We start from the raw sequence: 11473 nt of genomic DNA, 5'->3' as shown, positions 1-11473 counted from the left end.
CTTATGAAAACATATTATAAAACTCTTTTTGTTTTAGGGCTATTATTTGAAGCTATCGGACAAATATTATTATCAAAAGGAAATGAATTTGTTTATGCTTTACGTCCAATCGATTTTGCACATTGGTCTTTACTACTAGGAGTTGTTCTATTAATTCCACAAGTAGGAAATTTCAAAAAAAGTATAGTTACTTATTTAGGTGTACCGGTTATTTTAATTGGAATAACCTGTATAATTGGCATGTGTGTATTAGATTTTATTTGGTGGAGTCAACCAACTCAAGAAATTAGAAATGAATTTGCAGGTCAACTCTACAAAGTAAAAGTTATCTGGACACCTTTTATAGCCGTTGGTCCTAATTTTATTAATGTTGGATTAGCATTATTAGCTTTGAATTATATAAAACAACATAAAATTGGTGTTTTATTAATTATCATTGCTACACTAATTGTCTTTTTTGGTAGATTTATTCCTTCAAGATTAATTTACGTGTATTTAATTTCGGCTATTGGTTACGGATTAATCTTTTTCAACAATCAAACAACTAATGAACACTAAACTCAATAAATCTGACTATATAATTCTTGGTGTTTTTTACCTAATCAGTCTTATTTTAAACATTTTAGACTACCTAAATCAAAACAATAAACTTTTAGAGTATTTAGTTGATATACCAATGTTTATTATAACCTCTTTTATAGGGGTTTTAATATTTATGTATTTTATAATCCCTAGATTTCTAGTGCAGCAAAAAAAATATTTTCTCTTTGCTTTTTGGGGAATAATTGTAGTGCTTTTTATTGGAATTATTGAAAGGATAGTTGGATTTTCTTCTAGTGGGAAAGACTGGAGTAAATTTCCAAACATCTACAACTTAATCCTTTATTCAATTTTTAATGGATCTGATTCTATTGGTTTCCCTTTAGGTGTTTTATTAACTAAAAAGTTTTATGAATCTCAAACACAAATTTCAAAAATAAAAGAGCAACAAAAAGAAAACGAATTAAAGTTGTTACGTTCTCAAATTGATCCGCATTTTTTATTTAACAATTTAAATACTCTAGACAGTTTAATTGATTCAGATTCTGAAAAAGCTAAAGAATACATCAATCGATTGTCTTTAATTTACCGTTATTTAATTCAAACTAAAGATGCAGAAGTAATGGAACTTTCAAAAGAAATTCAATTTGCTGAAAATTATATTTTTTTGATTGAAACCCGTTTTGGAAACGATTATAAATTTAACATCAAGAAAGAAGGCGATATTTCTGATAAGTTTATCCCTACAGGTGCTTTACAAGCTTTGTTAGAAAATGTAGTGAAACACAACAAAACTAATAACAATACTATTACAACCACCATTACTATTACTAACGATTGGTTAACGGTGAACAATACGAAATCTAACACAAAAAACACCGAAAGTTTAGGTACCGGATTAGACAATTTGAAAACCAGATATCAACTATTATCTGATAAAAAAATTAATATAAATAATAGTAATCATTCTTTTTCAGTTACAATTCCAATCATTAAATTGAGTAAAGAAAGCTAACGTCATTGCGAACAAAGTGAAGCAATCTCATAAAAACAAATAGATTACTTCGTTTTACCCGTAATGACACTAAATTTTAAACATGAACATATTAATTTTAGAAGACGAAATACCAGCCTATCAAAAACTAATCAATTATATGAACGATGTTTTTGAGGAAGAATTTACTCATGATATTGCACGTTCTAATTCAGACGGAAAAAAATTCTTACAAGAAAACACCTACGATTTTATTTTGTCTGACATCCAACTATTAGACGGAATTTCCTTCGACTTGTTTGATGAAGTAACTATAAATTGTCCTATTATTTTTTGCTCTGCACACGATGAATATTTATTCAAAGCATTTAACACAAACGGAATAGCTTATATCTTAAAACCGTATTCAAAATCTGATTTCAATAAAGCTATAGAAAAATACCAATCGTTATTTAATCAAGGTAATTACAATCAACTAAATTCTGACACTATATCTAATTTAAAATCTGCTTTAAAAGAAGAAAACACTTCTTTTAAAAAAAGATTTGTTATTAAGAAGAATACAGGCATTCAATTATTAAATGTTACAGATATCAGCCTAATAGAAGCCTCTGGAGACTTTTGTATTGCAACCGATAAAGAAGGGAAAAGACACACTATTTCTCAAAATTTAGGTAGTCTTTTTCAGCAATTAAATCCTACAAAATTTTTTAAAATTAACCGAAGTGAAATTATAAGTATTGATTATATAGAAAACATCGAAAATCACTTTAAAAACCGCTTATTAATCACAGTTACAGGAACAAAAGAAAAACCAATGACAAGTTCCTCTACTACCGCTGATTTTAGAAAGTGGTTGGAACAATAAAGTTATTAACAATCCTAAATATACTCTCACAGAAGATCATATTAAATATACACATATATGTTAAATCTTTTTAGAGAAAAATAATATTTAAGAAAACTACATTCATTAAATCTACAAATGTGTTGATAACTGATTTTCAATAAATCTAAGCAAAGCCATAAATTTGAATTAAGAATGGAATTTAAGGCTTTGCAAAATTATACATCGCTGAAAGTTAAATTCAGGATAGTCTCATACGCTAACCCTGAAACACTCCAGTAATTCCTTCTTATTAAAAAAGTGTCAATACTAACAGTATTGACACTTTTATTTATCATTTTATCATTGATTAATCATTCAATTTAAGAACTGCCATAAACGCTTGTTGTGGTATCTCTACGTTACCAACCTGACGCATACGCTTCTTACCTTTTTTCTGCTTTTCTAACAATTTACGTTTACGAGAAATATCACCTCCATAACATTTTGCAGTTACATCTTTACGTAAGGCTTTAACGGTTTCACGAGCTATAATTTTAGCCCCAATAGCTGCCTGAATAGGAATATCAAACTGCTGACGCGGAATTAATTCTTTTAACTTTTCACAAATACGTTTTCCTATTGAATACGCATTACTATCATGTAACAACGCAGAAAGTGCATCAACAATTTGTCCGTTTAATAACATATCTACACGAACTAACTTCGATTGTTTCATTCCAATTGGATGATAATCGAACGATGCATACCCTTTTGAAACCGTTTTTAATCGATCGTAAAAATCGAATACGATTTCTGCCAACGGCATATCAAAAATCAATTCAACTCTTTCTGGAGTTAAATAAGTCTGATTAACGATTTGTCCTCGTTTTTCAATACAAAGTGACATTACTTGTCCAACAAAATCAGCCTTAGTAATGATTGATGCTTTAATAAAAGGCTCTTCTACCCTATCTAATTTTGACGGGTCAGGTAAATCAGATGGGTTATTTACAATGATAACCTCTTCAGGATTCTTCTTCGTAAACGCGTGATAACTTACGTTAGGAACCGTAGTAATTACAGTCATGTCAAACTCACGCTCTAAACGTTCCTGAATGATTTCCATGTGTAACATTCCTAAGAAACCACATCGGAAACCAAAACCTAATGCTGCTGAACTTTCTGGTTGAAATACCAACGAAGCATCGTTTAACTGCAATTTTTCCATAGAAGCACGAAGCTCTTCGTAATCTTCAGTATCAACAGGGTAAATCCCAGCAAAAACCATTGGCTTCACATCTTCAAAACCGTCAATTCTATCGGTCGTTGGGTTTGCAAAATCGGTAATTGTATCTCCTACTTTTACTTCTTTCGCTGCTTTAATTCCTGTGATTAAGTATCCTACATCACCCGTTTTTATTTCGTTTTTTACAACTTGGTTTAATTTTAACGTCCCTACCTCATCGGCACCATACTGCTTACCAGTTGCCATGAATTTAATTTGTTGATTCTTTTTAATAGAACCATCAATTACTCTAAAGTAGGTTTCAATTCCTCGATAAGAATTGTAAACCGAATCGAAGATTAAGGCTTTTAATGGCGCGTCAGGATTACCACTTGGAGCAGGGATTTTTTCAATAATAGCTTTTAAAACATTATCTACTCCAAAACCTGTTTTCCCGCTAGCATGTATTACATCTTCAGGGTTGCATCCTAATAAATCAACAATATCATCGGTTACTTCTTCTGGGTTCGCTGAAGGTAAATCAACTTTATTTAGTACCGGAATAATTTCTAAATCATTCTCTAAAGCCAAGTATAAGTTAGATATCGTTTGCGCTTGGATACTTTGAGCAGCATCAACAATTAACAACGCTCCTTCACAAGCCGCAATAGAACGAGAAACCTCGTATGAAAAATCTACGTGACCTGGAGTGTCAATTAAGTTTAAAATGTAATTTTCTCCTTCAAAAACATAATCCATTTGAATGGCATGAGATTTAATGGTAATACCACGTTCACGCTCTAAATCCATGTTGTCTAACAACTGATTTTGTTTTTCACGCTCAGTAACCGAACCTGTATAATCCAACAATCTATCGGCTAAAGTACTTTTACCGTGATCAATATGAGCAATAATGCAAAAATTTCTTATGTTCTTCATTCGTCGTAATCTAACTACTAGTGACCTGCAAAGATACTTTATGTTTATGCATTAACAAATAAAATTTTTGACTAAAAGTTGCTTAAATATGACTCATTACATATTCGGTAATTCTGTCGCATCTACTAAACCCAAACTCAAATACATTTTTATCGTTTGAAAGACTATATAAATTCTCTTTTAACATTTCTTTTGCTCTATGTATACGAACTTTTACATTGGCAACTGTAATATCTAAAGCTTCAGCAACTTCTTTTATACTCATTTCTTCTATTTCTTTTAAAATATAAACCTCTCTATATTTAACTTCTAATTTATCAATTGCAGCCTCCAAAGTATGTTTCATCTCTCTTTCTATCATTTTATCGTATGGGTTCGAGTTTTTATAATCCTGAATATGAATAACATGATTGTTATCTAACTGATCATTTATGTGCTGTACTTTACTTTTTTCGTTTATTCTTGCTAAAGCTTCATTAATTCCTATTCTAATAAGCCAAGTAGAAAAAGAAGCTTGTAATTTAAACTGATACAGCTTAATGTATGCTTTTAAATAACTATTTTGCATTACATCTTCTATTTCCGCTTCATTTTTCAAATAGGTTCTTATAACTCTGTATAACTTTTGGTTGTTTCTTCTTATCAGTACTTCAAACAACTCTTTTTCTCCACCTATAACCCTTCTTATAACATCAGAATCTTTAATTTTTTTATTATTAAAATCGTTAATATTAATTATTTCCATGGTGTTGTATTTTAATCATTAGATAAAGAATTTTTAAAAAAGATACATTTTTTTGTATCCTTTTTAAAAATTTATAATCAAACGGTTGTAACAATATTTAAAATTATAAAAATGAAAAAAAACATTCAATTAGTTAAAACACTTTTAAAATATACTTTCAGCATAGTTCCAATAGTAGCTGGATTAGATAAATTCTCAAACATTCTAACAAACTGGAGCCAATATATCTCTGAGGGATTCGCTGGATTATTGCCTTTTGATGCAGCTACTTTTATGATGATTGTCGGAGTTATAGAAATTGTAGCAGGAGTATTAGTTTTTACTAAAACTAAAATAGGCGCTTTAATTGTTGCTGCTTGGTTAACAGGTATTTCATTAACCTTATTATTTAGTTGGAGTTATGTAGATGTTGCTGTAAGAGATTTAGTAATAGCAATAGCTGCATTTTCTTTAGCTAAACTTTCTGAGGAAAAGCTTTAAATTAATTCAGGAAAATAAAATCAGGGCAATTAAACACTTAATTACCTAATTAACAAGTAGATGTATGTTGTTTTCATAAAACTCACTAAACAAAAACACCCAAACATTAAATATTAACATTATGAAAAATCTTAAATTAACACTTTGCATTTTTGCTTTGAGTGCATTTTTTATTAGCTGTTCATCAAACGACGATGAACCTACACTTCCTGTTGATCCAAACCCGAACCCAACAGGTAAAGTAACATATAATAGCAATATTAAAACATTAGTTGATAATAGCTGTGCTACATCTTCTTGTCATGATGCAGTTAATCCTACAGGGGGACTACCTTTAACTAATTATACTCAAGTAAAAGGGGCAGCCGAAACTGGTAATTTATTCTTATTTGTTAACAACAATTCAATGCCTCCAAACAGTGGTGGACTATCATCTACCAATAAGCAACTTTTAGAAAAATGGAAAAATGATGGTTACCTTGAAAACTAAACAATTTCTAAGAATTACCGTTTTGTTATTTCTTTTTATTTCGCAAAGTATTTTCTCTCAAAAATATTTTACGAGAACAGGAAATACAGAGTTCAAAGCATCTATAGATGCTTTTGAACCTGTTGAAGCAAAAGACAATAGCACTACCGTAGTGTTAGACACAAAAAATGGTGACATAGCTGCTCTTTTACTCATAAAAGCTTTTAAATTTAAAGTTGCTTTAATGCAAGAGCATTTCAATGAGAATTATATGGATTCTGATACTTATCCTAAAGCTACTTTTTCAGGAAAGCTTGTTAATTTTAATTTTTCTGAGATTAATTCTGAAAAGAATTACACTATAAAAGGAAAGCTTACTATAAAAGGAATTTCTAAAGATATTGAAACTGTAGGGAAACTAAAAAAAATAGATTCTAAAATATTTTTATCAAGTTCTTTTACTGTGTCTCCTGAAGAATTCAATATAAAAATCCCAAGTATTGTCAGAAAGAAAATAGCTAAAAATGTTATTATAAATCTAAATTATGAGCTTTCTGAAAAAAAATAAAAAGTGGTTAATTTCTAGTGTTATCTTATTAATACTAGGAATTTTCCTTGCTTATAGTTATGTATACAAACCTCATCAAAATACTGAAAGTTTAAAAACAGATTTTGAAGGTGAGGCTTCTACTTTATTATCATCGATAAAAGACGATTCAACTTTATGGTTAAATAAAGTAGTTGTATTATCAGGAAAAGTGACATCGAAAGATGTAAAAGGTATTACTTTAAACAATTCTATTTACTGCCAGTTTAGAGAAGACACAAAAACTTCAGAAATTAATATTGATGATACCATAACTATAAAAGGGCAAATTATTGGATATGATGATTTGTTAGATGAACTTAAAATAAACCAATGTATTATAAAAAAATTAACCAATGAATAAACACAACCTACTTACTATATTATTTCTTTTTTTCATAAGCTTCACTTATTCTCAAGAAAATCTTTTAAATGAATTAAAAGAAGAAACAAAAAACGACAACAGCTACGAATTACCTGCTTTTAAAGCTATGCAAGTAGGAAACTTACAATCTACTAAAATTGCAGACAAAGGTGACTTTTATCTTATAGTTGCACATAGGTTTGGTCCTTTTTCTAACGGAATTGATAATTTTTTTGGATTAGATGATGCTTATACTAAAATTCAATTTGCCTACAGTTTTTGGGATGGAGTTCAATTTAGTTTAAGCAGAGATTCTTTTGAAAAAACGTATTCTGGTTCTGCAAAGATTCGTATTAAAAAACAGTCGTCTGATTTTCCATTAAACTTAGTTGCTTATGCTTCTACAGACATTGAGTCACAATCAAGAACTACTACTTACCTCGAAATTGAGTTTAAAGATCGTGTTAGTATCACCACCCAACTTCTTGCTTCAAGAAGAATTAACAAGAATCTTTCTCTTTTAATTGCTCCAACTTTTGTCCGTCAAAACAATCTTCAGCAATATTTATTAACTGGCGACAATGAATTGAATCAATTTTTAATTGGGTTTGGTGGTCGATATAAAATAAGCAAACGCATGAGTATTAATGCAGACTATGCATTAAACCTTAACAGACACAAAAACTCAATTTATAAAGACCCTTTTACTCTTGGTTTAGATATTGAAACTGGAGGTCATGTTTTTCAACTAGTTTTTACAAATGCATCAGGAAGCAACGATTCTGGTTTTTTAACAAGAACGCAAAACCAATGGTTCAATGATGTTGCTTTTGGGTTCAACATAGTTAGAGTATTTTAACAAGCCCCCAAGACTTGTACATTAAGAGGTTCTTTTTAGTTTAAAAGAACCTCTTTTTTTCTATAGAAAATAAACCTAACTTTGCACTGACAATTAGAATTATGGTAAAAATAGGTAACATAGAACTTCCTGACTTTCCGCTATTATTAGCCCCTATGGAAGATGTAAGTGATCCGCCGTTTAGAGCTTTGTGTAAAGAAAATGGTGCTGATGTGGTGTATACTGAATTTATTTCTTCAGAAGGACTGATTCGTGATGCTGCCAAAAGCGTTATGAAGTTAGATATCTACGAAAAGGAGCGCCCTGTTGGTATTCAAATTTTTGGTGCCAATTTAGATTCTATGCTAAAAACCGTCGAGATTGTTGAAAAATCTAATCCTGATATCATTGACATCAATTTTGGTTGCCCTGTAAAAAAAGTGGTTTCAAAAGGTGCTGGTGCAGGAATTTTAAAAGATGTCGACTTAATGGTTTCATTAACTGAAGCTATGGTTAAGCATACCAACTTACCTGTCACCGTTAAAACTCGTTTGGGATGGGATCATGATTCTATTCGAATTATTGAAGTTGCTGAGCGTTTACAAGATGTAGGCTGTAAAGCTATTTCTATTCACGGTCGTACTAGAGCGCAAATGTATAAAGGTGAAGCCGACTGGAAACCTATTGCCGAAGTTAAAAACAACCCTCGTATGCACATTCCTGTTTTTGGAAATGGAGATGTAACCTCACCAGAAAAAGCGATGGAAATGCGTGATGTTTACGGATTAGATGGGTGTATGATTGGTCGTGCATCTATTGGATATCCGTGGTTTTTTAACGAAGTTAAACATTACTTTAAAACTGGCGAACATTTAGCAAGTCCAACAATTGCAGAACGTGTTGAAATGGCGCGTCGTCACTTACAAATGGCTATCGATTGGAAAGGTGAACATTTAGGTGTGGTAGAAACAAGAAGACATTATACAAACTATTTTAAAGGAATTCCGCATTTTAAAGAATACCGAATGAAAATGGTTACTTCTGATGATCCGAAAGATGTTTTTGCTGCTTTTGATGAAGTACAAGCCACCTTTGGTAATGCAACTATTCCTGAAATCGGATAAGATTATTTTTCAATAAATTTTACTGAAATTCTTGAGCTCGCTAGTTTTGCTGCTAAATATCCTAAAACTGAAATGGTAGCAATTACTAACAGTAAATTTGTTACCCTAAATTCAACAGGATACGCTAAGTTTTGTGTAATCATTAACAACTCAAATCGTTGCTGAACTAACACTAAAACAATTCCTAAGACTAGCCCTATAGCCATCCCTATCAATGTTAGTAAAAAACCTTGAAAAACAAAAATTTTCTTTATTTCATCAATGCTAGATCCTAAATTATATAATGTTTTTAAGTTCTTACGCTTATCAATAATCATCATAATCACTGAACCTATAACATTAAACAAGGCGATTGCCACTATGAGTGTGAAAATTAAGTAGGATATAAAGTTTTCAGTATTAATTACTTTATAATATAGCGTGTTTAGTTGAGCGCGCGTTTGTACCTTTAAATCATTTCCAACCGCTTTTTGTAATTTTTCTTGAAAGGAATCCAAATCAACACCTTTTTTCAGTACAAATTCAATCCCTGAAACTCGATTTTCTTCATAACCTAACAATTCTTGAGCTGAAGATAACTCAGTAAAAACATATTTGTTTTGAAAATCCTCTGACCCTGTATAAACTCCAACAATTTGAGTAGCTATTGAGCGGAAAGCATTATTTGCATTGATAAATCCCTTTCCAGGTTTCGGCACTAAAATTTGTAAAGGTTCACCAAAATTAAAAACCCCTAAAGATAATTTATACGAAATTCCGTAACCAATAACAGCCGTATTCATATACTTTTCATCAATCCAAGTACCCACAGTTAGTAAAGAGTCTACAGGAAGTATCTGAGAATAACTTTGTTCAACACCTTTAATTTGGGCTATATGACTTTTATCTTTATACTTTAAAAAAACACGTTCTTCTACTACTTTTGATGTAGCTTTAATATCAGTTTCTTGCTGAAGAATAGCATGAAGTTTAGGTGAATATTCAAACGTTTTCCCTTGAACGGAACTAATTTTTATATCGGGATCTGAAGCATCAAGTAATGAGTCGCTAAAAGTCTTTAATCCTGAAAAACCCGAAAGCACAACAAACAAAGCAAGTGTACCAACAATAACACCAAACGCTGCAATTGCAGTAATGATATTTATTGCGTTTGTACTTGCTTTTGAAAACAGGTATCGTTTAGCTATGTATAATGAAAAATTCAACCATTAATAAATTTAGCTAGCCAAAGTACAGAAAATTTATTAACGTTTTTGACGACGTGGTAAGATATCTGGGTTCTTTATAGGATTTACATCCTCTCCTTTTAACGACTTATCAATCTCTTCAATATAATCTAAACTATCATCTCCAAAGAATAATAATTCTGGCATTCTTCTTAATTGATTCTTTGTACGTTGTGCTAGTTCATGACGAATTAACGGAGTGTTAGATTTTACTCCTTGAATAATTTCTTCTCTTTTTTCTGAAGGAAATACGCTTAAGTAAACTTTAGCCACCCCTAAATCGGCAGTAACCGAAACCTTAGAAACCGATATAATTACTCCCTTCATTCCATCTTGAGCAGCACGCTGTAAAACGTCTACCAAGTCTTGTTGCAATACTCCTGCAATTTTACGTTGTCTATTTGTTTCTTCCATGCTGCAAATTTAAGCATAAAATTACGGAGTGTAAATTTTATTTTTAATAGCGTACATTACTAGTCCCACCCTATTTCTTACGTTTAATTTAGTGAATAAATTATCTCTATAACCATCGATCGTTTTAGGGCTTAAAAACATTTTTTCTGCTATTTCTTTATATGTCAACTCTGAACAAGCTAACTTCATGAAAGTTATCTCGTTCTCTTTAAACGCTAAATTATTTTTATCATTTTTTCCAGATACAGAATCTAACAAGAGAGTGGTTACATTTTTAGTGTGATAAAAACCATTATCCATCATTTCTACCAATGCTTTTTCTAACACCTCTTTTTTAGTGTCTTTTAGTAAATAACCAACAGCACCTGCTTTTAACATTTTTAAAATGGTACCGTCTGCATCTTCAACGGACAAAGCCATCACATGAACATCTGGGTGATTTTCAACAATCCATTCAGTAGTTTCAATACCGTTCATTACTGGCATATTAACATCCACCAAGACAATGTCGGGTATGTTTTTGGGAGAAGCTGAAAATTTTTCTTCAACTTCTTTACCGTTTTTGCAGGTATACAACACTTTGAATTTATCAAAAGTATTCACCATACCTTCGATAGCTTGTGATAATAGTGTATGATCGTCTACAACAACAACTGAATATTTCATAATTTTTAGTAGGTTAGGTTATTTTTTGTTGTTG

Annotated in this window: 14 protein-coding genes; 9 read left to right on the top strand and 5 right to left on the bottom strand. The window is 31.0% G+C overall.

Annotation, left to right across the window (positions count from 1 at the left end):
- The first annotated feature begins 3 nt into the window (after positions 1–3).
- From ACKTST_RS01630 to ACKTST_RS01620, 3 genes are all read left to right on the top strand, one after another.
- Positions 4–558, top strand: a complete 555-nt coding sequence (locus ACKTST_RS01630; RefSeq protein ID WP_408046050.1) for a hypothetical protein — start codon at positions 4–6, stop codon at positions 556–558.
- Positions 548–1555: a sensor histidine kinase gene (locus ACKTST_RS01625; protein ID WP_408046049.1), complete on the top strand. Its 1008-nt coding sequence runs from the start codon at positions 548–550 to the stop codon at positions 1553–1555. The genes ACKTST_RS01630 and ACKTST_RS01625 overlap by 11 nt, the downstream gene beginning before the upstream one ends.
- 82 nt (positions 1556–1637) lie before the next feature.
- Positions 1638–2402: a LytR/AlgR family response regulator transcription factor gene (locus tag ACKTST_RS01620; protein WP_408046048.1), complete on the top strand. Its 765-nt coding sequence runs from the start codon at positions 1638–1640 to the stop codon at positions 2400–2402.
- Positions 2403–2730: 328 nt separating this feature from the next.
- On the opposite strand, the gene lepA is transcribed toward ACKTST_RS01620, so the two are convergent.
- Positions 2731–4527, bottom strand: coding sequence for a translation elongation factor 4 (lepA, locus tag ACKTST_RS01615; protein ID WP_408046047.1), 1797 nt, complete (start codon positions 4525–4527; stop codon positions 2731–2733).
- 82 nt (positions 4528–4609) lie between these two features.
- Positions 4610–5272: an RNA polymerase sigma factor gene (locus ACKTST_RS01610; RefSeq protein WP_408046046.1), complete on the bottom strand. Its 663-nt coding sequence runs from the start codon at positions 5270–5272 to the stop codon at positions 4610–4612.
- Between the two features lie 111 nt (positions 5273–5383).
- Between ACKTST_RS01610 and ACKTST_RS01605 the strand changes: the two genes are divergently transcribed.
- The 6 genes from ACKTST_RS01605 (at position 5384) to dusB (ending at position 9133) form a co-directional block, all read left to right on the top strand.
- Positions 5384–5752 (top strand): hypothetical protein, encoded by a 369-nt coding sequence (locus tag ACKTST_RS01605; protein WP_408046045.1) that lies wholly within the window; start codon positions 5384–5386, stop codon positions 5750–5752.
- Between the two features lie 121 nt (positions 5753–5873).
- Positions 5874–6242 (top strand): hypothetical protein, encoded by a 369-nt coding sequence (locus ACKTST_RS01600; RefSeq protein ID WP_408046044.1) that lies wholly within the window; start codon positions 5874–5876, stop codon positions 6240–6242.
- Entirely contained in the window at positions 6220–6789 is a 570-nt protein-coding gene (locus tag ACKTST_RS01595) for a YceI family protein (RefSeq protein WP_408046043.1), read from the top strand. Before ACKTST_RS01600 ends, ACKTST_RS01595 begins: the two co-directional genes overlap by 23 nt.
- Positions 6767–7171 carry a hypothetical protein gene (locus ACKTST_RS01590; RefSeq protein ID WP_408046042.1) on the top strand — a complete coding sequence of 135 codons (405 nt, stop codon included), beginning with the start codon at positions 6767–6769 and terminating at the stop codon, positions 7169–7171. The genes ACKTST_RS01595 and ACKTST_RS01590 overlap by 23 nt, the downstream gene beginning before the upstream one ends.
- Entirely contained in the window at positions 7164–8030 is an 867-nt protein-coding gene (locus ACKTST_RS01585; protein WP_408046041.1) for a DUF5777 family beta-barrel protein, read from the top strand. Before ACKTST_RS01590 ends, ACKTST_RS01585 begins: the two co-directional genes overlap by 8 nt.
- Before the next feature lie 101 nt (positions 8031–8131).
- Positions 8132–9133, top strand: a complete 1002-nt coding sequence (gene dusB, locus ACKTST_RS01580) for a tRNA dihydrouridine synthase DusB (RefSeq protein WP_408046040.1) — start codon at positions 8132–8134, stop codon at positions 9131–9133.
- A 2-nt stretch (positions 9134–9135) separates the two neighbouring features.
- Here dusB and ACKTST_RS01575 read toward each other — a convergent pair whose 3' ends face one another.
- Genes ACKTST_RS01575 through ACKTST_RS01565 form a run of 3 tightly spaced genes read right to left on the bottom strand, consistent with a single transcriptional unit; the run spans position 9136 to position 11439 of the window.
- Positions 9136–10338 (bottom strand): ABC transporter permease, encoded by a 1203-nt coding sequence (locus ACKTST_RS01575; protein WP_408046039.1) that lies wholly within the window; start codon positions 10336–10338, stop codon positions 9136–9138.
- Positions 10339–10377: 39 nt separating this feature from the next.
- Positions 10378–10773 carry a 30S ribosome-binding factor RbfA gene (gene rbfA / locus ACKTST_RS01570; protein WP_408046038.1) on the bottom strand — a complete coding sequence of 132 codons (396 nt, stop codon included), beginning with the start codon at positions 10771–10773 and terminating at the stop codon, positions 10378–10380.
- 21 nt (positions 10774–10794) lie between these two features.
- Positions 10795–11439 (bottom strand): response regulator transcription factor, encoded by a 645-nt coding sequence (locus tag ACKTST_RS01565; protein ID WP_408046037.1) that lies wholly within the window; start codon positions 11437–11439, stop codon positions 10795–10797.
- Positions 11440–11473 lie beyond the last annotated feature (34 nt).

Source organism: Tenacibaculum crassostreae, assembly GCF_964512405.1.
Taxonomy (GTDB): Bacteria; Bacteroidota; Bacteroidia; order Flavobacteriales; family Flavobacteriaceae; genus Polaribacter; species Polaribacter crassostreae.
The sequence above is the reverse complement of the archived record's forward strand: the minus strand, read 5'-3'. Positions and strand labels throughout refer to the sequence as shown.

What these genes read in the sequence shown, in the direction of transcription:
- ACKTST_RS01630 (WP_408046050.1), top strand. Translation starts at nt 4, where the DNA reads ATGAAAACATATTATAAAACTCTTTTTGTTTTAGGGCTATTATTTGAA.
- ACKTST_RS01625 (WP_408046049.1), top strand. Translation starts at nt 548, where the DNA reads ATGAACACTAAACTCAATAAATCTGACTATATAATTCTTGGTGTTTTT.
- ACKTST_RS01620 (WP_408046048.1), top strand. Translation starts at nt 1,638, where the DNA reads ATGAACATATTAATTTTAGAAGACGAAATACCAGCCTATCAAAAACTA.
- lepA (WP_408046047.1), bottom strand. Translation starts at nt 4,527, where the DNA reads ATGAAGAACATAAGAAATTTTTGCATTATTGCTCATATTGATCACGGT.
- ACKTST_RS01610 (WP_408046046.1), bottom strand. Translation starts at nt 5,272, where the DNA reads ATGGAAATAATTAATATTAACGATTTTAATAATAAAAAAATTAAAGAT.
- ACKTST_RS01605 (WP_408046045.1), top strand. Translation starts at nt 5,384, where the DNA reads ATGAAAAAAAACATTCAATTAGTTAAAACACTTTTAAAATATACTTTC.
- ACKTST_RS01600 (WP_408046044.1), top strand. Translation starts at nt 5,874, where the DNA reads ATGAAAAATCTTAAATTAACACTTTGCATTTTTGCTTTGAGTGCATTT.
- ACKTST_RS01595 (WP_408046043.1), top strand. Translation starts at nt 6,220, where the DNA reads ATGATGGTTACCTTGAAAACTAAACAATTTCTAAGAATTACCGTTTTG.
- ACKTST_RS01590 (WP_408046042.1), top strand. Translation starts at nt 6,767, where the DNA reads ATGAGCTTTCTGAAAAAAAATAAAAAGTGGTTAATTTCTAGTGTTATC.
- ACKTST_RS01585 (WP_408046041.1), top strand. Translation starts at nt 7,164, where the DNA reads ATGAATAAACACAACCTACTTACTATATTATTTCTTTTTTTCATAAGC.
- dusB (WP_408046040.1), top strand. Translation starts at nt 8,132, where the DNA reads ATGGTAAAAATAGGTAACATAGAACTTCCTGACTTTCCGCTATTATTA.
- rbfA (WP_408046038.1), bottom strand. Translation starts at nt 10,773, where the DNA reads ATGGAAGAAACAAATAGACAACGTAAAATTGCAGGAGTATTGCAACAA.
- ACKTST_RS01565 (WP_408046037.1), bottom strand. Translation starts at nt 11,439, where the DNA reads ATGAAATATTCAGTTGTTGTTGTAGACGATCATACACTATTATCACAA.